Here is a 20,642-nt window from a genome sequence, read left to right on the forward strand (position 1 = left end):
ACGCCAATGGCGTAACCGAAATTTTCGAGGTCGGCGCCGGCAAAGTCTTGACCGGATTGGCGCGCCGCATTGCGCCGGACATGACGGCGAAGCCCGTCCACACACCGCAGGACATTGCGGAACTTGCAAGTCAATAAAAGAAATCGGAGTTTGATCCATGTTTGATCTGAGCGGCCGCAAAGCGCTGGTGACAGGAGCATCCGGTGGCATCGGCGAGGCCATCGCGCGTGTGCTACATGCACAGGGTGCCGTCGTCGGTCTGCACGGCACGCGGGTCGAAAAGCTTGAGACGCTGGCGGCCGATCTTGGAGACCGCGTCAAGCTTCTCCCTGCCAATCTGTCGGATCGCAGCGAAATCAAGACGTTGGCCGAGAAGGCGGAATCGGAACTCGAGGGCGTCGACATCCTGGTCAACAATGCCGGCATTACCCGGGACGGTTTGTTCGTTCGCATGAGCGACGAGGATTGGGATTCGGTCTTGGAGGTCAATCTGGGGTCGGTTTTCAGGCTGACGCGCGAGTTGACCCATCCGATGATGCGCCGGCGGTTCGGCCGCATCATCAACATCACCTCCGTGGTCGGGGTCACCGGTAATCCCGGCCAAGCCAATTATTGCGCTTCGAAGGCGGGTCTTATCGGCTTCTCCAAGTCACTGGCGCAGGAAATCGCCAGCCGGTCGATCACAGTCAATTGCATCGCGCCCGGTTTCATTGAATCGGCCATGACCGACAAACTGAACGACAAGCAGCGCGACGCGATCATGGGTGCCATTCCCATGAAACGAATGGGAAGCGCTGCCGAGGTTGCTTCATCCGTGGCATATCTCGCCTCCAATGAAGCGTCTTACGTGACGGGCCAGACTGTGCACGTGAATGGTGGCATGGCAATGATCTGACAGCAGGTTGATCAGGGAGGATGATGGACGGGTTGGTTACAAGGCGCTTCGTGATGCGCGATTTCGAGCGCGCTGATGTGTCGGCTCTCACCGCCTACCAGTCCGACCCGCGCTTCGTGTCCGCCCGGGAAAGTGCCGGGCAGGACGCCGGCGATCCTGCCGAACTCGTGACGCTCTTTCGCAAATGGGCACAGGAACGACCGCGCCGAAACTATCAGTTTGCGGTCATTGAGCGCAAATCCGGCCATCTGGTCGGCTGCGCGGGCCTTCGCACTGCGAATTGTCCACAGGGCAATGGTGAATTGGGCATAGAGCTTTCGGCTGATCTGTGGGGACGCTACGGCAGTGCGGTGGAAATCACGCGCGGCCTGCTCGATTTCGGTTTCTCCACGCTCGGGCTCCGGGAGATATTTGGCGAGACGACAGACGAAAACCATCGGGCGGCGCGGCTCGCTTCTTTCCTCGGCGCATGCCTTGAAACAACCGCAGGCCCGGAAAACAAAGGAAACAATGCGCATGCACAGCCTGTTATTTGGCGGTTTCGAAGTGTCGACTGGCGCTTTGGAGCCGGAGGCTGATGGTGAGGATCGTTGAGGCGAGTGGGCACGGAATAACGCTTGGCGAGCGCAACAAAATCGTGATAAGCGCCCGCCCGAAGCCGTTCCGCAAACCGAACGCACTGTGTGTGTCGACGCCGGAGCAAAACAGACTGAGCGTTGATTGTGTCAGCGCTTTAGTTGTCATTTCGCTTGATTAGCGGCAATCGTGCGGCTAACGAAGATCGGAAATTCAGAAAGTCGAGGGTTCTCTCATGAGCGATACTGCAGAACGCGTTAAGAAAATCGTTGTCGAACATCTGGGCGTCGAAGGCGACAAGGTGACCGAGGGCGCAAGCTTCATTGATGATCTTGGCGCAGACAGCCTCGATACCGTCGAGTTGGTCATGGCGTTTGAAGAAGAGTTCGGCGTTGAGATCCCGGACGATGCTGCCGAGACGATCCTCACGGTCGGCGACGCAGTGAAGTATATCGACAAGGCGACCGCCTGACGCCGTCTGGCGTTTTCGCTACGAAACGTAGTCAAGGCGGATAATCAGCATATGAGACGCGTTGTCGTCACCGGTATGGGGCTTCTTTCACCCTTCGGCCTCGGTGTTGAACATGGGTGGAAGAGCCTGCTTTCGGGCAAAAGCGCGGCCAGCCGCATTGATCGCTTCGAGGTCGATGATCTGGCTTGCAAGATTGCCAACTCGATTCCGCGTGAAGGTGAGGGGGCATTCGACCCGGATGCTTTTCTGGAACCACGCGAGCAGCGTAAGATCGGTGAATTCATCACTTACGGCATTGCCGCGGCGGACCAGGCGCTTGAGGATTCTGGGTGGACGCCGGAAACCGACGATGAGAAATACGCCACCGGCGTTCTTATCGGCTCGGGCATCGGCGGCATCGAAGGCATTGCTGAGAATGCCTTGACGCTCGCTGAGCGCGGCCCGCGCCGCATCAGCCCTTTCTTCATTCCAGGCAACATCATCAACCTGGTCTCTGGGCAGGTGTCGATTCGCCACGGGCTGAAGGGACCGAACCATGCGGTGGTGACCGCCTGTTCGACGGGTGCGCATGCCATTGGCGACGCGGCGCGTCTCATCATGCTGGGCGATGCCGAGGTGATGCTGGCGGGCGGTGCGGAAGCACCGATCACCCGCCTTTCCATTGCGGGCTTCGCGGCCTGCAAGGCACTGTCGACGAATTTCAATGACACGCCGGAAAAGGCCTCCCGGCCTTACGATCGCGACCGTGACGGCTTCGTCATGGGCGAGGGCGCCGGCGTGGTCGTTCTGGAAGAACTCGAGCATGCCAAAGCCCGCGGCGCCAAGATTTACGCTGAAGTGGTGGGCTATGGCCTAACCGGTGACGCTTATCATATCACGGCTCCAGCGGAAGACGGAGACGGCGCTTATCGCTGCATGAAGGCGGCGCTGAAACGTGCCGGACTTTCCGCTGCCGATGTGGATTACATCAATGCGCATGGCACCTCGACCATGGCGGACACCATAGAACTGGGTGCGGTGGAGCGCCTGTTGGGAAATGCCGTAGACAAGGTTTCGATGTCGTCTACCAAGTCGTCGATCGGGCATCTGCTTGGTGCTGCAGGCGCGGCTGAGGCAATTTTCTCCATTCTCGCCATCCGCGATAACATCGCGCCGCCGACCATCAATCTCGACAATCCACAAGCGGAAACGCCCATCGATCTGGTGCCGAACAAACCGCGTGAGCGGCAGATTGACGTGGCGTTGTCCAACTCGTTCGGCTTCGGTGGAACCAATGCTTCCCTCGTTTTTAAGCGTTATGACGCTTGAAGCTTTCCAATAACGGGGCTTGCAGTTTTGCCATTTTCGCAATTCAGTCTGTTTGACACGAATCGAAATGGTGAGCGACACACTCCAGGGGCAAAGCCATCTGAAGCGGGTGTAAACGTTCAAGACGCGAACAACGAATAGGACAGGACCGGCGACCATTTGCGCCGTTCTGAAGGGAGCGGTCCAAGAGGCATGACAGGGACTTCCGACGACAATTCCAGCTTCGGGCGCCAGGCGGGCGAAGAACGTGGCCGCAAATTCAAATCGGCCAATCAGACATTGCGGCCGGAGGCCGGCACGCCGCCGCCCCGGCGCTCCAGACGCGCGCGCAGCCAGTTTGTCGTTTTCCTCAATTTCGTGTTTTCCTCTGTCGTATTTCTCGTGGTGTTGGCAGGCTTCGCCTTCTACTTCGGCAAACGCGAATTTCACCAGCCAGGCCCGGCGCGCACGGCCGAAACAGTGATGATCAAGCCGAATACGGGCGTACGCCAAATCGCTAGCCTCTTGGAGCGTGAAGGGGTCATCAGCGATGCGCGCATTTTCTCGCTTGGCGTTCGTGCCTACGGCGTGGATGCCGATCTGAAGGCTGGCGAGTACGCCATCGACGCAGGATCCTCCATGCACGACATCATGGAAATCCTGCAAAGCGGGAAGAGCGTGCTCTATTCGCTTACCATTCCCGAAGGGCAGACCGTTTTCGAAGTGTTTGAGCGAATTCGGGAAACCAAGGAGCTCTCCGGCACCTTGCCCGATGAAATGCCGGCCGAGGGCAGCCTTGCGGCCGATACGTTGCGGTTCACACGCGGTATGGATCGGGGGGCGGTCGTGGAAAAGCTGCTTCAGGACCAGCGGGAACTGGTCGATAGCATTTGGGAGCGTCGCGACGAGGATCTGCCGATCAGCGATAAGAACGAGTTCGTGACATTGGCGTCAATCGTCGAGAAGGAGACCGGCATCGCAGACGAGCGTCCGCGCGTCGCCGCCGTCTTCATCAACCGTCTGCGCAATGGAATGCGTCTGCAATCGGATCCGACCATCATCTACGGACTGTTCGGCGGTCAGGGAAAACCTTCCGACCGTCCGATCTATCGTTCCGACCTCGACAAGAAGACGCCCTATAACACTTATCTGATCGACGGTCTTCCGCCTTCACCGATCGCCAATCCGGGTCGTGCTGCAATGGAGGCCGTGGCCAACCCGTCGCAGACCGACGAACTCTACTTCGTCGCCGACGGAACGGGTGGACATGTTTTTGCCAAGACGCTCAAGGAGCACAACGAGAATGTTGCGCGCTGGCGCAGGATCGAGCGCGAGCGCAAAGCCACGGAAGAAAGCGCCGGCGACAGCGGCTCGGATTGAGCAGTGACATCACGCGTAAAATGAGGAACGCATGAGCAGGCTCCAGAGCATGACGGGTTTCGCCCGAGCCGCGCGCGACCACGACGCTGGCGGTGTCGCTTGGGAAATAAAGTCTGTGAACGGGCGAGGCCTCGAAACACGTTTTCGTCTGCCACCAGGCTTCGAGCGCATCGAACAGGCGGCGCGGCAGCGTCTGCAGAAGCGCTTTGCCCGTGGCAATGTACAGGCTGCTCTCACCTTTGCGCAGAACGGTGCACTGCGCCGTCCAGTGGTCGATGAAGCGTTCCTGAAGGAAGTTGCCGCACTTGCCGGCCGGCTTCAGGAGCAGTTCGACACCGCGCCGGCAACCGCGGATGGTCTGCTCGGATTGCGCGGTGTCATCGATTATGCCGACCCCGTCGCCGACGAGGACGTGCGTATCTCTCTGGATGAAGCCATATTCGCAGCTTTCGAGGAAGCGCTCGGCGGTCTGGAAGACGCGCGGCGCGAGGAAGGCACTGCGCTGGAGATCATACTGCTCGATCAGATATCCCGCATAGAGGCCCTGACCGACCAGGCGGAGACAGATCGATCGCGTACTCCCGAAGCAATAGGCGAGCGTCTGCGCGAACAGGTTGCACGGCTCTCGGACGCCACCGCCGGTTTCGATGAAGACCGCCTTCACGCGGAAGCCGCCATTCTTGCGACCAAGGCGGATATCCGCGAAGAGATCGACCGGCTGCATGCGCATACCGCTGCCGCCCGGGCGCTGATCGCTTCCGGTGGCCCTGTCGGACGAAAGCTCGATTTTATAGGCCAGGAATTCAACCGCGAATCCAACACGCTTTGCTCAAAATCCAACGCGGCGACAGTGACCGCTATCGGCCTCGAACTGAAGGCCGTCGTGGATCAGTTTCGCGAGCAGGTGCAAAATCTGGAGTAGACCATGTCCTCTGAGACGTCTCCTGCTGTTTCGACCGACGTTGCGCGACGCGGTCTCATGCTGGTTCTGTCCTCGCCGTCGGGTGCCGGTAAATCCACCATCGCCCGCACGCTTCTCGCCCAGGTGCCGGGTTTCGAGCTTTCGGTCAGCGTTACCACACGCGCGCGACGGGGAAGCGAAATCGAGGGTGTGCATTACCATTTCAAGTCGCAGCGTGAATTCGACATCATGCGCGACAATGACGAATTGCTTGAATGGGCGGAGGTCCACGGCAATTTCTATGGCACACCGCGTGCGCCGGTTGAAAAGGCTTTGACCGAAGGGCGCGACATGCTTTTCGACATCGATTGGCAGGGGGCGGAGCAATTGCGTGAGAAGATGCGTGGCGATGTTGTCTCGATCTTCATCCTGCCGCCGACCATGAAGGAGCTGCTTGGCAGACTCACGCGCCGCGCCGAGGACACGACGGAGATCATCCAGACGCGTCTGAAGAACGCCCGTACGGAAATCGAGAAATGGATCGACTACGACTACGTGGTGATCAACGATCAGCTCGACCGGGCCTTTTCGGCCGTGCGCTCAATCGTCGAAGCGGAGCGTTTGCGGCGCGATCGCCGTCCGGGCCTCTTCGACTTTGTCTCGGGTCTGCTTGGCGAAGAGGCCAACTGAATTCTAAGCCGCGTTCGCGAGTGCAACGAACTCAGCCACCGAGAGAGTTTCGGCGCGGCGGGTCGCGTCGATGCCGGCACGTGCGAGTAACGCCTCGCCGCCAAGCGATTTCAGGCTCTGGCGCAGCATTTTGCGGCGTTGGCCGAAAGCCGCTTCGGTAATTTCGGTCAGTCTTTTCCCATCGACCGCAAGAGGCTCAGCGCGTGGCACGATGTGAACCACGGATGAGGTCACTTTCGGCGGCGGCGTGAAGGCTTGCGGCGGCAAGTCGAACGCAATCTTGGCTTTGGTGCGCCACCCGGCCAGAACACCGAGCCGGCCATAGGCCTTGTCGCCGGGACAAGCGACGATGCGTTGCGCGACCTCGCGCTGGAACATCAGTGTCATCGAGGCGTAGAAGGGCGGCCAGTTTTCAGGTGTCAGCCAGCGCACCAGGAGCTCCGTGCCGATGTTGTAGGGCAGGTTGGCCACGATCCGTACCGCGCCATACGCTTGCGGTGCCAGAGAGGCGAAATCGGTCTCCAGCGCATCGCCATTCACCACCTCGAGTTGACCGGGATAATGCGTTGCGATTTCCGCCAATGCTTCGAGACAGCGCTCGTCGCGTTCGACTGCGATGATTCGCGCGGCCCCTGCCATAAGCAGCGCACGTGTCAGCCCTCCAGGGCCGGGCCCTACCTCTAAAATCGTCGCTCCGTCGAGGTTTCCGGCGGCACGCGCGACCTTGGCGGTCAGATTCAAATCCAGGAGGAAGTTCTGACCGAGCGACTTCTTTGCCGCGAGGCCGTGTCTGGCGATCACCTCGCGCAGCGGTGGAAGCCCGTCAGCGGTCATCGCGCGCCGTCCGCATTGTCTGCCAGTGTCCGCGCCAATCGAATCGCGGCAATGAGGCTCTCGGCTCGTGCAATGCCCTTGCCGGCGATGTCGAAGGCCGTGCCGTGGTCAGGCGACGTACGGATGAAGGGAAGGCCCAGCGTGACGTTCACGGCCTCGTCGAAGGCAATGGTTTTGACCGGTATCAGTGCTTGGTCGTGATACATGCACAAAGCCGCATCGTAGTTCCGGCGTGCGCGAGCGTGGAACATGGTGTCGGCGGGCAGGGGGCCGAACGCGTTGATGCCCTCCGCCTGAAGCGCATGAACCGCCGGCGCGATGATGTTTTGGTCCTCGATACCCATAGCGCCGGCTTCGCCCGCATGCGGGTTGAGGCCGGCGACCGCCAGGCGAGGCTCGGCGATGCCGAAGCGTTGGCGCAGGTCGCGCAAGGCAATTCGCGCCGTTTCTTCAATACGCGTCCTTGTCAGGGCGGCTGGAACATCTCCCAACGCCAGATGCACTGTTACCGGCACGGTTCGCATATCCGGGCCGGCAAGCATCATGACCGGATTTGCAGGCTGTCCTGTGATTTCCTCGGCGAGATGGCCTAGATATTCTGTATGGCCGGGAAAAAGGAAGCCCGCTTCATAAAGGATTTTCTTGGAGATAGGGGCGGTCACCAATGCCGCCGCCCGTCCTTCCGTAGTGTCCTTCACCGCCCGCGATATCGCTTCGATGATACCGGCCGCGTTCACTGTTTGGGGATGACCGACATTGTCGACCAGTCTGTTTTCAAGCGGACAGACGGGCAGTCGATCGGAAAAAACCATGGGTGCGGCTTCGGGATCGGCTTGCGAGAGCGGAACATCGAGCCCTAGATGCCGCGCGCGTGCAGCAAGTAGGGCCGGATCGCTCAGGACATAGAAGGACGGAAGCTGCTTCCTATCCCGTTCAAGCCAAGCTCGAAGGACGATCTCGGGACCTATCCCGGAGGGATCGCCGATACTAAGCGCCAGCGGAAGCACAGGCCACCTCGTTCTGGAGAAACACCTTGTCACACTGAGAAGCGAACCCGGACCGACCGTGGCCCTGCCACAAATCAGCGTTGGCTAATACGTGCGTTCTTCCGCAGCTCGGCAAGATACTCCTGGGATTGCTTTTCCATGGCATCGTTCCCGGTGTTCTCGTTCTGGAACACCATTTGCGCGACCCGGTCGTCCGAAACCTCGCGCGTGCTGCACACACCAATAAACTCGACACCGCGGTCGGTTTCGCGCACGCCGGTGGCATTGCCAGGGGAGGTCTTCTTGATCTGGTCCTTCCAGTCAGACGGCAGTTCCGGTTCCAGAACACGACCGAGATCGCGGACCGTCACGTCGATCAATCCCTTGGCGAACTGGTGTGTGCCGTCGCATCCGCGGAACCGATCGCGCATGGCCTGCGCTTCGCGCTTGCGCTTGCCGAGCAAGCGCGAGCGCTCGCCGGAGGGAACGACGAAGATCACCTGCTGGAGCATGTATTCGGTCGCGCTCGGCTTGTTGCCACCACGCTCGAGCATTTTTGCCACCACATCCTGCTCGCTCATCTGGCCTGTCGAACTGGTGCGCGCCTGCATCACACGGCCCCAACCGATCTGGGAGCGGATGAACTCCTTGAAGTGCTCGGCAGTTACGCCGCTTTGCGCGAGCACGGTGTTCAACTGGCTCGTTGACATCCGATTGCCGTTGGCGAAACGCGCATAGGCCTGGTTCACCATTTCGGCGGGAATATTGACGTTGCGCCGCTGCATCTCCTGCAGTTTTATCGTCTGTTCGATCATCTGGTCGGTGGCCTTCTGGCGCAGATTGCCACCTTCGCGCTGCAACCTCAAAAACGCTACGCGACGATCAATGTCGTAACTGGTGATCGGCGCATTGTTCACCACGTAACGGATTTCGGTCGCAAGCGCGCTGCCTCCGTTGAGCAGAGGCATTGCCGTTGCCATGGCCAGAGTCATCAGGCCTGCGCGCAGGAAGCGCCTGCAATTGCTAAACATCGTCATCGTTCTCATATTTGCACCCCGCAATTGCGCTTGAGATAACAGCAAATGCACCGAAGCTACAGTCCCTTGAGCTGTTTTATCGACACGGCGTGGGGCGAAAAAATGACCTTTGACGCTGGGGCAGGTTCAAAATCGGCATGAAAGAGGCGCAGCGAGCGAACGGGCCTTGCTCGAAATGTCTTAGAAAGTCGTGTTAAGTTCGCCGCTGCCTGTGCCGAAATCGCCAATCGTGCGGAGCGATATCCGGAATCCGAAGGACTGGCTGCTCTCTTGCGTATCCCGGTTCTTGCTGCGGGAGTAGGTCATCGAATAGATGAAGCATTCATCGCCGTAGGAGAAACCGTAATCGTTTCTCACGACGGTCTGGCTTTCGATGTCATATGTACCGGAGGCAAAGCCGCTCCAGTTTTCATCGAAGCGGACCTTCGCGACACCGGTGATTTCCTGGCGGTCGTCGTCAAAACCGTAAAGGGGCTGTGCTTCGATATAGGCATATTGCAGCGAGGTGGTAAGGCCGCCGAACGTGGCGGCCGTTTTCAGGTCCGTCCGGCGCAGATCGAACGACTTCTCGTCGAAGCGCGCGCCCGCGGAAAAGGCGAAACCGTTCGGGCTGGCGATACCGATCATGCCGACAAAATCGGAAACATCGGTCTCAAGGCCGGAATAGGCGCCCGCATGGACGAGATCAGCCTGCGCATACGGATTGGCGCCCGCCAGATGATAGGACTGTCCGAACAGACCTTGAGTCGTCCAGCCATTGGCGAAGCTGCCGGAGTAGCGAATGCCGACATTGGCGCGCGTTCCGCCCTCGATACGATCGTAGCCCGAGAATTTGTCACGCTCGAAAAGGCTCGTCGCATCGAAGACAAGCGACTGGGCGTCCTCGTTGGGAATGCCGAGTCGGTCCTGATATGGCGCATCAGGCCGCAGGAAGACTTGCGCAACGGGTTCCAGAACATGGCTTGCGCTGGAGGTGGAAAACAGGATCGGCCACCGCGCTTCGAGCCCGGCGGTCGCCATATAGCGATAGTAGGAGGAGCGAACGTCGCTGCCGACAGCCGTTCCGTTCAACTCGAAGCTGGTTACGCCGTTGACGGTTGTTGCATCGTAGTCGGTATAAATCGCGTCGCCGCGCGCCTGCAGGATCGGTGTCACCACCAGGCCCCCCGCACTCACGAAGGACCGCTTCCACTCTGCCTCAGCCGTCATGCGGCTGGCGATCCCTTCAACGCCGTCTATCCGCTCATAAGGAGCGTCGGGGGTCGCAGATACGGTGCGTCCGCTCAGGGTGTTGCGGTAGATTCCCTGCATGTTGACGTCGAGATTCAACTCGCCGCCAGCAACGGCTTCGTCGGGTGTGTAGGAATAGTCGAAACTCGGCAACACCCAGGGCTGCTTGTCGTCGCGTGCGTTCGTAGAGGAGTCGAGAACGTCTTCCTGGATATCGAAATGATAAGCTCTTAGATCGAAGAAATTTCGATCGTCGAGGCCGGTCAGATAAAGTTCAGACGTCTGTACGGTGTCGGAGAAACCGTCGATATTATAAGTGCGCGAGAAATTCTTGTCGGTTTGCGCAAGCACGTCCCAGCCGAACGTCCAGCGCGGGTTGATGCGGAACTGACCTTCGGAACCGATCATCCCGCGGCCGGTCTCGTTTCCGTTCACCGTAGATGCGGCCCAGGCTTCCGGCTCCTGCTGCTTGATACCGGCAATCTTGACACTGTATTGGCCGTTGTCGAAACGCTGACGCCACTCGGCCTCGCCCAGAAATCCCTGGTTGGAATAGTAGGTTCCCGTAACGGTCAGGTCGAAGGTGGGAGAGAGTGCGAAGTAGTAGGGAACGCTGACTCCAAACCCCAATTCCTCCTTGTAGGACGCGCCGGGAATGAGAAAGCCCGATTTGCGCTTCACGGTCGGATCGGCGACCTCGAAGAAAGGCAGATAGGCGATCGGCATACCGAAGAACTCGAATCGCGAACGCTCGAAGCGTACGGTTTTCGATTCACCGTTCCAGATAATCTTCTGCGCTTTAATCTGCCAAATGGGCGGCTTGCCGGGCTTTTCTCGACAAGGTTCGCACGCCGTGTAGACACCATTGTTGAAGGTCGTCAGTTGTCCGCCGGAACGCTCAGCGCTCTCGGCAGCGAAATAGGTCTTGTCGACGGTTTCGATGCGCAATGCGTTGACGAACCCGTCACGGAAATCGTCAGTAACATCGATTTCGTCCGCAAAGATGCGATTGCCGTCTTTCTCGACGATCTGCACACGTCCGCGGGCCACCACGCGCGATGTCTTGCGATCGTAGACCACCCGATCGGCAACCAGGCGGTTGCCGGCATACTCGATCTGCACGCCGCCGGCGGCGGTAATCGTGTTCAGGTCGTTATCGTAAATGAGATTGTCCGCCGTCAGGAGCATCTGCGCATCCTGCGGCAGATCCGAAACGTCGAGCCCGCCGGTCTGCGCCAGGGCAGGGGTGTGCGGAAGCAATGTATAGGTGCACAAGGTCGCCAACGCGGTTGCGCTCATCAAATGCGCCAACCGTGTGGACATGCCGGCTCTGTTTGCCGCAACCCCCACTAACCGTCCTCCTTGTACAATAGGAAAGTCACCCCATAGAACATTGCCACGACCACAGGCGTCCATGCAGCCACCACCGGAGGCACAACCCCAGCGCTGCCGAACGCCTTGACCAAGACCGAAACCACATAAAGCAGAAAGCCGGCAAGGATTCCACCCAGAATCACCGTTGCTGACTGTCCCATTCGGGTAAATCTCATGGATACCGTAGCGGCAATCAGGGTCATGGCGACAAGCAGAAGAGGCAGCACCACAAGTGAATGAAAATGCGTGGCAAATGCGTTTGCTTTGAGTCCAAAGGATCGGGCGACTTCGATCTTTCCGGGCAGTGCGTAAATCGAAGTCGCCTCAGGGCGCGTCAATTGTTCGCCGACAAACTCCGGCTGAAGATTGGTTTCGATCTGAACGCTCCCGACGTTCTCTGCCGCTGCGGTACCGCGGCGACGTGCCACGCCCTGTAGGTCCCAGTATCCATCGCGCAGAAAGGCGCGTTCGGCATCGAGACGCTCGAATATGCGTCCGTCAGCATCGATTCGGAAAAAGGTCGGGCGCACGAGCACGCGGCCGCCATTGAGAACGGCATTCGATCCGATGATGGTTTCTTCATCGTCCGAGCGTTGCTTGATCCACTGTTCGGCTTCGGAATTGGCGCTGCTTTTGGCGCCGCGTACCTCGGCTTCCACGATTTGCGCCTGCGCGAACCCATTGGCGGCGAGTGGGTTTAGCGCCGCCACGGCGAGCGCGCCGAAAAGGAAGGAACCGAACGCGATCGGTGTGAGGAATTGCCAGGCGGAAACGCCGGCTGCCCGTGCCACCACAAGCTCGTATTTACGGTTCAGGCTGATCAATGTGGCCATCGCCGCGATCAGACCGATAAACGGAATTGCCTGGAGAAGGATAATCGGGGTTTGCAGCGCCGCGAGCGAAAAGGCCCATTGCGGCGTATAGCCGGGTAGGCCCGCTGAACGGCTCGATACTTCGGCGAAGGTCACGATGAAGATAAGCAGGCCTATACCGAAAAAGTTCCAGGCTGTGATCGATGCGTAGCGGCGGAAGAAGTAACCACCCAGGGTGAGGCCAATCATCCGCGCCTCCCAGCCGGCCCGCGTGTCGGCCCGATGCGCCAATGCGCCATTCTCTCCATCAGCCGTTGCGTTCGTGCGTTCAGTTTCTCTACCCAATGCGTCGGCAGTTCCATCACACGATTTGTGACAATGAATATCGTGCATAGGCCAATCATCAAAAGCGGAGCGGCATAAAGCACAAAGGAGAAGAGGGGCGAGCTTTCAGCTTCCGTTCCCGAGTAGAAGCCTACCCAGCGCACGATCAACGCGATTGCCATGGTTGTCACCATCGGGTGAAGGCGGGCTTCGCGGAAGGAGCGCGCATCACCGGCCACTGCAAGGCCGATCATCGCGAAAACGAGAGGATAGAGCCATTCGGAAAAGCGCATATGCAGTTCCGCACGTAATATCTGTGGCGAACTCTTATAGAATCTGTCGTTCACGTCCGGGTTCATCAAAAATGCCAGCGAGCGATCCTTGGGGTGGAGCGTGGGCTCCCCGCCGCCGCCACTGGAAAACTGAGAAAGATCGAACGCGTAAGAATCGAAGCGGATGGTCGACACGTCGCCATTGACGGACTGTCGCTGGACCATTCCGTCCTGCATCACAAGGATCGAACCGCCATCGCGCTCCACTGCGGCACCCGTTCGCGCATGGTAGACGAGCTTGGTATTCTCATCGCGCGAATCCGACACGAAAATACCGCCCAGCAGGCCGTTGGGAAGACGTTCCGATACCTGGACGAAGAGCCCGTCATCGACTTTCTGGAAGGAGCCTTCCTGAAGCACGGTCGTGATCAGATCGGCGCGCGCATTGGCAAGCAGCGAGCGAAAAGCCTGGCGGGAAGCGGGCTCGAGCGTGTTGTTGATCAGGAAAGAGGCAACGCTCGCACCGATGGCGATGATGAGGATCGGGCGGATGATGGTGGCGCGCGGAGCGCCCGAAGCATTGATGACCACCAGTTCGGAATCGGAGTTCATCGTCGCCAGTGTCTGAGCGACGGCAATGCCGAGCGCGAAGGGAATCACGATCGGAATGACAGCGGGCAGAACGAGGGCGGCAACAAGAAAGAAGGTGCCGGCGGATTGACCGCTGTCGGTCACCAGGTCGATACGGTTCAGGACCTGGGTCGTCCACACCAATGCGAGCACCCATAGCAACGCTGCCGCGAAAAGCGCGAAGGTGCGACGCATGATGTAAAATTCGATTACCCGCATGGAAATCGACAATCCGTTTCGTTGGAACAGCCCTTGAAAGGCGCGCGCGAACCTAACGGCCCGCGACCACGCGCACAATGCTCAGTTACCGGCATTAAAGGGCGGCCCACCATTTCTTGTCCCGCATGAGACTGTGGGTGGGATTGGTTAGAAAATACAAAAGAAACGCGGTTAACAGCATCCTTACGGAACGATGACGAGTCCATGAGTGCCGAACTTTGCCATGAAAAACCCGAGCTAGACCGGGCACGGGCCTTGCCAATTCGCATAAAACCTCCAAGATCGCGACCATCTCTCAACGAGCAATCACGGAAATCTGGGAAATATCATGACCGACAGGCCGAGCGTCTCTTTTGCCAAGTTTGCAATGCCCAAAAAGGGCACCGTCATCGTTTTGGCGTCCGAAGGCGGCGGTCTTGGGGAGAATGCGAAGGTGTGCGACCCGGAAGGCGTTTTGGCGCGCGCTTTCGAGGTGTCGGGTTTTTCGGGCAAATTGGCAAAAAGTGTCGAGGTCTTGGCGCCCGCCGGTTCGGAACTCGACCGGCTTACCGCCATCGGTGCCGGCAAGCCGGACGAGCTTGCGGAGGAGAGTCTTCTGAAAATCGGCGGCGCGGCGGTTGCGGCGGGCAAATCGGCCTCCGAGATCACCGTCGTGGCCGATCTCGATGGCGCCGACATTGACGCCGGGGCGGCGGCGAACATTGCTCTTGGCATGCTTCTGCGCGCCTACAGTTTCGACAAATACAAGACCACTCACCGTGAGAACGGTAACGACAAACCCGCCAAGAAGCTCAAGATTGCGATCCAGTGCGCTGATCCCTCGGCAGCCAAAAAGGCCTTCCTTCGTGCCGAAGCCGTGGCGACCGGCGTCATTCTCGCACGCGATCTGGTCAATGAGCCGGCCAATGTCCTCGGTCCGGTAGAGTTCGCCGGCAAGGCAAAAGAACTGGAAAAACTGGGCGCGAAGGTAGAGATTCTGACCGAGAAGGAAATGAAGAAGCTCGGCATGGGTGCGCTGCTTGGTGTCGCCCAGGGCTCGGTGCGTCCGCCGCGCCTTGCGGTCATTCAATGGAACGGCGGCAAGGCCAAGGAAAAGCCGGTCGCTTTCGTTGGCAAGGGCGTGGTCTTCGACACCGGCGGCATCTCCATCAAACCGTCCGGCGGCATGGAAGACATGAAGGGCGATATGGGCGGCGCGGCTGCCGTTGTGGGGCTGATGCATGCGCTTGCCGCCCGCAAGGCGAAGGTCAATGCCGTTGGAATGATCGGCCTCGTCGAAAACATGCCGGACGGCAATGCCCAGCGCCCTGGCGACATCGTTACATCCATGTCCGGCCAGACCATCGAAGTCATCAACACGGACGCCGAGGGACGGCTCGTCCTGGCCGACGTTCTCTGGTACTGCCGTGATCGGTTCAAACCGCAGTTCATGGTCGATCTCGCGACGCTGACCGGCGCTGTCATGGTGGCGCTCGGCCATCACCGGGCCGGATTGTTCTGCAATGACGACACGCTGGCCGAGCGCCTGGCTTCGGCTGGCGAAACGACCGGCGAAAAAATCTGGCGCCTTCCGTTGGGCGAGGAATACGACAAGCAGATCGATTCGAAGAATGCCGACATGAAGAACTCCGCAGGCCGTATGGCGGGCTCCATTACTGCGGCACAGTTCCTCAAACGTTTCGTCAAGGAGGGGCCCTGGGCCCATCTCGACGTTGCCGGTACGGCCATGGGCGCGCCGCTTAGTGAGATCAACCGTTCCTGGGGCTCCGGTTTCGGTGTGCGCCTCCTCGATCGGCTGGTGGCCGATAGTTACGAATAGACCGATGGACGTTTTCTTCTATCACCTCACCGAATCGACACTGGAGGAAGCGCTGCCCCCTCTGGTCGAGAAAAGTCTCGAAAGAGGATGGAGAGTGGCGATCCAGACGGGCAGCCGCGAACGCTGTGATGCGCTCGACACCTGGTTGTGGACATGGCGTGAAGAAGCCTTCCTGGCGCATGGTACGGATCGGGACGATCATCCCGAACACCAGCCCGTGCTTTTGACCGAAGCTTCTTCCAATCTGAACGGCGCGCAGATCCGTTTTTTTGTAGACGGTGCCGATCCGGGCGGGGTGGAGGGGTATGAGCGGGCCGTGGTCATGTTCGACGGACACGATGCGTCGCAACTCGATACGGCGCGCGGGCACTGGAAAACGCTGAAATCGGCCGGTCATGCGGTGACCTATTGGCAACAAGGGCCGGATAGACGCTGGCAGAAGAAGGCGTAAGCACAAAGAGCTTTCCCCGAGCGACCTCACCGGGCCGTTCCGTGAATGCTTTGCAAACCGCCGATGTAGCGAAGGCATTTGACGCCGTCGTTTTTCCGCAGAACGCTAGCCGATTTCGGCCAAAACCACTTCGATTTCACTCAAATCGGCGATTTTGCGAAATCGTGGCATGTTTTCCGGCATCTCCGCATGTTCGTGCAACCAAGTCAGGTCGTGTGGTACGAACACGCCCCACGCGCCCGCCTCGATGGCAGGGATCACGTCGGATTTGAGCGAATTGCCGATCATCATCCCATGCTCGGGTCCGTCGCCATGAGCTGCGAATATTCGCTCATAGGTCTGGCGCGACTTGTCGCTGACGATCTCGACGGCATCGAAATGGTCGCCCAGGCCGGACGCCGCGAGTTTGCGTTCCTGGTCGAACAGGTCGCCCTTCGTGATCAGCACGAGCCGGTGGCGACCGGAAAGCTTCTCCAGCGTTTCGCGCGCATGGGGCAAGGTTTCGACCGGATGATCCAGCATTTCCCGTCCGGCATCGAGAATGTCGCGGATCGTTGCTGCCGGCACGCGCCCGTCGGTCACGTCGATCGCGGTCTCGATCATCGACAGGGTGAACCCTTTGATGCCGAAACCGTATTTGCCCAGATTGCGTTTCTCTGCCTGCAGAAGACGCTCCGACAGATGCCCCGCTTCGGCGAAATCCGCCAGAAATTCGGCAAAACGCGCTTCCGTCAAGCGGTAAAAGCGCTCGTTTTGCCAGAGCGTGTCGTCGGCATCGAAACCGATCGTGAGCGCGGGTGCCATCAGGTCATCCCTTCTTCATATTCGCTGGAAAGCATCAACCATCGGTCTTCGTGCCGTGCCAGCATCGACGCGAGGTCGGAGCGTTCCTTGGCCAGAGATGACACTTTCTCGGGCTCCTTGTCGTAAAGACTGGTGTCCGCGAGCCTTGCCTCTATAGCATCGATCCGCTTGCGCGTGCGCTCTATCAGTCCTTCGGTGGCCTTGATTTCCTTCGCGAGCGGCTCGAGGGCAGCCCGCTTGCGTGCAGCTTCCTTTCGCTTGTCGGCCTTGGATGCCTTCTCCGTCTCCCGCTTCTCCTTGGCACGGCTGGCACCGCCGGTCATGCGGTTACGGTAATCGTCCATGTCGCCATCGAAGGAGCCAACGGTACCGTCGCCGACGATCCATAGCCGGTCGGCCGTTGCCTCGATCAGATGGCGGTCGTGGCTGATCAGGATTACCGCACCGTCGAACATGTTGAGCGCCTCGACCAGCGCTTCGCGGCTGTCGATGTCCAAATGATTGGTCGGTTCGTCGAGAATGAGCAGATGCGGCGCCTCGAAAGTCGCGAGGCCCATGAGTAGACGCGCCTTCTCGCCGCCGGAGAGGTCGCGTGCCGGCGTCGTCATCTTTTCCGTGGTCAGGCCGAATTGCGCAACACGCGCCCGCACCTTCGCCTCGGGCGCATCCGGCATGAGCCGGCGCAGGTGCTGGTAGGCGTCCTCATCCGGTCGCAGGTCGTCGAGCTGATGCTGGGCGAAGATCGACACTTTCAGTCCCGGCGCAACCGTTTTCGCACCCTTTTCGAGCATCAGCCGGTCGGCGATAAGCTTTGCGAAGGTCGACTTGCCGTTGCCGTTGGCACCCAAAAGCGCGATGCGGTCGTCATTGTCGATGCGCAGCGTCAGCCCGCGTAGAACCGGCTTGCCGGGCGTATAGCCGACGGCACCGCCGTCTAATGCGATAATCGGCGAGGCAACAGCCTTCTCCGGATTGGGAAAGCGGAACGGCAGCACCGTCTCGTTCACCACGGCAGCCATGGGCGACATGCGTTCCAGCGCCTTGAGGCGCGACTGTGCCTGGCGCGCCTTCGATGCCTTGTAGCGGAAGCGGTCCACGAAGGACTGCATATGCTTGCGCTGGGCTTCCTGCTTGACGCGCATCTTCTCCTGCAGTTCCGCTTTTTCGGCATACTGCCTGGCGAACTGGTCGTAGCCGCCGCGCCAGAATGTCAGCTTCTTGCGTTCCAGGTGCACGATCGACGAGACGGCCCGGTTCAAAAGATCGCGGTCGTGGCTGATGAGAAGAACCGTGTGCGGATAACGCGACAGGTAATTTTCGAGCCAGAGCGTGCCTTCGAGGTCCAGATAGTTGGTGGGTTCGTCGAGCAGCAAGAGGTCGGGCTGAGTGAAGAGAACCGCAGCCAGCGCCACGCGCATGCGCCAGCCACCGGAAAACGACGAGGCCGAGCGTTTCTGCGCTTCGGCGTCGAACCCAAGGCCGGAAAGGATCGCCGCCGCGCGCGCCTCCGCAGAATGTGCGTCGATATCCGTCAGCCGCGTCTGGATCTCTGCAATGCGATGTGGATCCGTTGCCGTCTTGGCTTCGTTTAACAGGGCTGCGCGCTCGGTATCCGCTCGCAGCACGATGTCGATGAGGGGCTCGTCTGTACCGGGCGCTTCTTGCGCGACCTGACCGATCCGCGTGCCTTTCGGCACACCGACAGAACCGGTTTCGGAAACGAGATCTCCGGTAATGGCACGGAAGAGGGTGGTCTTGCCGGTGCCGTTGCGGCCAACAAGGCCTGCCTTGGTTCCAGCGGGAAGGCTGAGCGACGCCTGATCGATCAGGAGACGTCCGGCGATGCGCAGCGAGAGATTCGAAATCGTCAACATGACGGGCGTTTTGACCGCTCGTCGCAACTCTGGCAAGACGCCGCCGTCAAAGCTTGCGCCGAGTTTTCAAGGAAGGTTGCCTGTGTTGCCGAAAGCAAACAGGTGTGGCCCAAATAAATTGGGCCACACCATTGCCGATTGACTCCGTCAGCGGGAGGCTGCCTGACGCAGCAGCTTGCACATCTGCACCAGATCGTAGTCCCATGCGGCAGGGTTGCGCAGAATGTTGACGCAACGTTTGCGATAGATGGCGAGCTGCTGTTCGCTCATGCCGCTGATGGCACGGCGGCCCAGATTTTTGCTGCCGCCATTGCCGCCACCGATAATGCCGCCGCCGCCGCTGCCAGGGCCTCCGATTCCAGGACCACCCGTACCGGGACCGCCTGTACCGGGGCCGCCGGTGCCGGGACCACCCGTGCCTGGGCCATCCGTCGCGCCCAGTCCGAGATTGATATCTGCCCCAATACCGCCGCTTCCGACATTTGCGCTGACACCGGCGTTCAGTCCGCCGCTGCCGCCGATGGATGCCGTCGTGTCGGAGTCGAGGAGACTACCGCCACCTCCGCCGACACTGGTGTTGCTCCGCGCGCTGATGGCGCCACCGACATTCGCATCCGCATTGACATCGGCAAGGCTGTTGCCTCCGACCGAGGCTCCAACATTGGCCGAGGTCGATCCGAGGTCGGCGTTCACGTCAGCCGAAAGCCCGTTGTTCGTTCCAACGGATGCGGAAACACCGCCCACGCCAACACTGAGACCGCCTCGGTCATTGCCGCCGACGCTGACGCCGCCAAGATCTATAGCCGCTGCGGGCATTGCCATGCTGAGCGCAATAGCCCCGCTCGCCGCGCCGGCGAGAATTTTTCTATGCATTCTGCTCATGGTCTTCCTCCTGGATAGGGTCGAAGTATTTGTCGACAAGGAGGATGATAGGGCGATTTTTTATTATTAAATGCCAAAGTTGATGTGAAGGTTTAGCCAAGAAAACAAAAGTAGTAAAAAATAACATAAAATTTTTTTATTTTAAGCCCTTACTATTTTAGAAAAAACATGACTTTTTCAACCAAAGCGAGAACCTGTTTTCGTCCTCTGAAAATAGATCAGGTCGATCGACGGCGGCTCCACACCGAGAATCGACAGTGCCGCATGGACATGCCCACGATGATGTGTCTGATGATTGAAAAGATGGCTCAATGCCGGGGCAAGTCGTTGAGAAACAGTTCGTACGTCGGTTACGGTTACGTAGGTGAAGCGCCTCGCGAAAGCTTCTTCTTCAAGGTTCTCGATCCAGGTTACGATACGTTGATCTTCGTTCTCACGAGCGATGCGCAACGCGGGCAGCGCCGAATGCAGAATTGTGTCGAGGCGGTTCGGTGCGGCGCCCTCTCCGGTAAAACGCTTCATCCAGATGAGGTCGGCTACAAGGAGATGGTTGAGCGTGCCCAAAACCGATTTGAAGTAGATGCCCACATCGCGATGGAGCGCTTCCGCGTCAAGCACTGCCGCGGCGTCGTAGATTCTGGCGTTGGCCCACAGATTGTAAGAGGCGAACATTTCGAAATGTTGTTTCATGAACTGAAGTCCGAAGGCTGGAGCAGAAAATCCTGCGTTGGCGCATTGTCATGTGCATCGGATATGCAATCGTGCGCACTCTGTCAGGTCTCACCTCGAACCGAAAGGACCAAGTGTGACGATTACTCTGTATGAACTCGTAGGCACGGACAAAACTCGACCGTTCAGCCCGCATTGCTGGAAAATCGCCTTCGCGCTCGCCC

General features: G+C 59.3%; 19 protein-coding genes and 2 pseudogenes. 11 read left to right on the plus strand and 10 right to left on the minus strand.

Translation table 11 applies throughout. From position 1 onward, the window contains the following. The 8 genes and pseudogenes from QZ638_RS14230 to gmk form a co-directional block, all read left to right on the plus strand. Nucleotides 1-137 (plus strand): annotated as a pseudogene (locus QZ638_RS14230) (malonyl CoA-acyl carrier protein transacylase); the annotation flags it as partial. Nucleotides 138-157: 20 nt separating this feature from the next. Then, complete coding sequence (gene fabG / locus QZ638_RS14235; RefSeq protein WP_295811677.1) at nucleotides 158-895, plus strand: 3-oxoacyl-[acyl-carrier-protein] reductase; 738 nt, start codon at nucleotides 158-160, stop codon at nucleotides 893-895. A gap of 53 nt (nucleotides 896-948) precedes the next feature. Continuing rightward, nucleotides 949-1,473, plus strand: coding sequence for a GNAT family N-acetyltransferase (locus tag QZ638_RS14240; protein WP_295811678.1), 525 nt, complete (start codon nucleotides 949-951; stop codon nucleotides 1,471-1,473). Nucleotides 1,474-1,706: 233 nt separating this feature from the next. Beyond that, nucleotides 1,707-1,943, plus strand: a complete 237-nt coding sequence (locus QZ638_RS14245) for an acyl carrier protein (protein ID WP_007007691.1) — start codon at nucleotides 1,707-1,709, stop codon at nucleotides 1,941-1,943. Between the two features lie 51 nt (nucleotides 1,944-1,994). Beyond that, complete coding sequence (fabF, locus tag QZ638_RS14250) at nucleotides 1,995-3,251, plus strand: beta-ketoacyl-ACP synthase II (protein ID WP_295811681.1); 1,257 nt, start codon at nucleotides 1,995-1,997, stop codon at nucleotides 3,249-3,251. 192 nt (nucleotides 3,252-3,443) lie between these two features. Further along, nucleotides 3,444-4,610: an endolytic transglycosylase MltG gene (gene mltG / locus QZ638_RS14255; RefSeq protein ID WP_295811683.1), complete on the plus strand. Its 1,167-nt coding sequence runs from the start codon at nucleotides 3,444-3,446 to the stop codon at nucleotides 4,608-4,610. Nucleotides 4,611-4,641: 31 nt separating this feature from the next. Continuing rightward, nucleotides 4,642-5,532, plus strand: a complete 891-nt coding sequence (locus QZ638_RS14260; protein WP_295811686.1) for a YicC/YloC family endoribonuclease — start codon at nucleotides 4,642-4,644, stop codon at nucleotides 5,530-5,532. Between the two features lie 3 nt (nucleotides 5,533-5,535). Then, on the plus strand, nucleotides 5,536-6,201 hold the full coding sequence (gene gmk, locus QZ638_RS14265) for a guanylate kinase (RefSeq protein WP_295811688.1): 666 nt from the start codon (nucleotides 5,536-5,538) through the stop codon (nucleotides 6,199-6,201). 3 nt (nucleotides 6,202-6,204) lie between these two features. On the opposite strand, the gene rsmA is transcribed toward gmk, so the two are convergent. From rsmA to QZ638_RS14295, 6 genes are all read right to left on the minus strand, one after another. Then, entirely contained in the window at nucleotides 6,205-7,035 is an 831-nt protein-coding gene (gene rsmA / locus QZ638_RS14270; RefSeq protein WP_295811690.1) for a 16S rRNA (adenine(1518)-N(6)/adenine(1519)-N(6))-dimethyltransferase RsmA, read from the minus strand. Then, nucleotides 7,032-8,042: a 4-hydroxythreonine-4-phosphate dehydrogenase PdxA gene (gene pdxA, locus QZ638_RS14275; RefSeq protein ID WP_295811692.1), complete on the minus strand. Its 1,011-nt coding sequence runs from the start codon at nucleotides 8,040-8,042 to the stop codon at nucleotides 7,032-7,034. Before pdxA ends, rsmA begins: the two co-directional genes overlap by 4 nt. Before the next feature lie 74 nt (nucleotides 8,043-8,116). After that, on the minus strand, nucleotides 8,117-9,052 hold the full coding sequence (locus tag QZ638_RS14280) for a peptidylprolyl isomerase (protein WP_295811694.1): 936 nt from the start codon (nucleotides 9,050-9,052) through the stop codon (nucleotides 8,117-8,119). A 186-nt stretch (nucleotides 9,053-9,238) separates the two neighbouring features. Further along, the gene (locus QZ638_RS14285) at nucleotides 9,239-11,587 is read right to left on the minus strand and encodes an LPS-assembly protein LptD (RefSeq protein WP_295811696.1); all 2,349 of its coding nucleotides are present in this window, start codon (nucleotides 11,585-11,587) and stop codon (nucleotides 9,239-9,241) included. 50 nt (nucleotides 11,588-11,637) lie between these two features. Beyond that, complete coding sequence (gene lptG, locus QZ638_RS14290) at nucleotides 11,638-12,723, minus strand: LPS export ABC transporter permease LptG (RefSeq protein ID WP_295811700.1); 1,086 nt, start codon at nucleotides 12,721-12,723, stop codon at nucleotides 11,638-11,640. After that, the gene (locus tag QZ638_RS14295; protein ID WP_295811702.1) at nucleotides 12,720-13,919 is read right to left on the minus strand and encodes an LptF/LptG family permease; all 1,200 of its coding nucleotides are present in this window, start codon (nucleotides 13,917-13,919) and stop codon (nucleotides 12,720-12,722) included. The genes lptG and QZ638_RS14295 overlap by 4 nt, the downstream gene beginning before the upstream one ends. A 328-nt stretch (nucleotides 13,920-14,247) precedes the next feature. Between QZ638_RS14295 and QZ638_RS14300 the strand changes: the two genes are divergently transcribed. Both QZ638_RS14300 and QZ638_RS14305 read left to right on the plus strand, forming a co-directional pair. After that, nucleotides 14,248-15,738: a leucyl aminopeptidase gene (locus QZ638_RS14300; RefSeq protein ID WP_295811706.1), complete on the plus strand. Its 1,491-nt coding sequence runs from the start codon at nucleotides 14,248-14,250 to the stop codon at nucleotides 15,736-15,738. A 4-nt stretch (nucleotides 15,739-15,742) separates the two neighbouring features. Beyond that, entirely contained in the window at nucleotides 15,743-16,189 is a 447-nt protein-coding gene (locus tag QZ638_RS14305) for a DNA polymerase III subunit chi (protein WP_295811709.1), read from the plus strand. A gap of 105 nt (nucleotides 16,190-16,294) precedes the next feature. Here QZ638_RS14305 and QZ638_RS14310 read toward each other — a convergent pair whose 3' ends face one another. The 4 genes from QZ638_RS14310 to QZ638_RS14325 form a co-directional block, all read right to left on the minus strand. Continuing rightward, complete coding sequence (locus QZ638_RS14310; protein WP_295811712.1) at nucleotides 16,295-16,993, minus strand: HAD family hydrolase; 699 nt, start codon at nucleotides 16,991-16,993, stop codon at nucleotides 16,295-16,297. Beyond that, nucleotides 16,993-18,867 carry an ABC-F family ATP-binding cassette domain-containing protein gene (locus QZ638_RS14315; protein ID WP_295811714.1) on the minus strand — a complete coding sequence of 625 codons (1,875 nt, stop codon included), beginning with the start codon at nucleotides 18,865-18,867 and terminating at the stop codon, nucleotides 16,993-16,995. Before QZ638_RS14315 ends, QZ638_RS14310 begins: the two co-directional genes overlap by 1 nt. Before the next feature lie 147 nt (nucleotides 18,868-19,014). After that, nucleotides 19,015-19,749: a hypothetical protein gene (locus tag QZ638_RS14320; protein ID WP_295811718.1), complete on the minus strand. Its 735-nt coding sequence runs from the start codon at nucleotides 19,747-19,749 to the stop codon at nucleotides 19,015-19,017. A gap of 177 nt (nucleotides 19,750-19,926) precedes the next feature. After that, entirely contained in the window at nucleotides 19,927-20,439 is a 513-nt protein-coding gene (locus QZ638_RS14325; protein ID WP_295811721.1) for a DinB family protein, read from the minus strand. A gap of 115 nt (nucleotides 20,440-20,554) precedes the next feature. Here QZ638_RS14325 and QZ638_RS14330 point away from each other — a divergent pair. Next, nucleotides 20,555-20,642, plus strand: a pseudogene (locus QZ638_RS14330) (glutathione S-transferase family protein); the annotation flags it as partial.

Source organism: uncultured Nitratireductor sp., from assembly GCF_913053745.1.
Taxonomy (GTDB): domain Bacteria; phylum Pseudomonadota; class Alphaproteobacteria; order Rhizobiales; family Rhizobiaceae; genus Nitratireductor.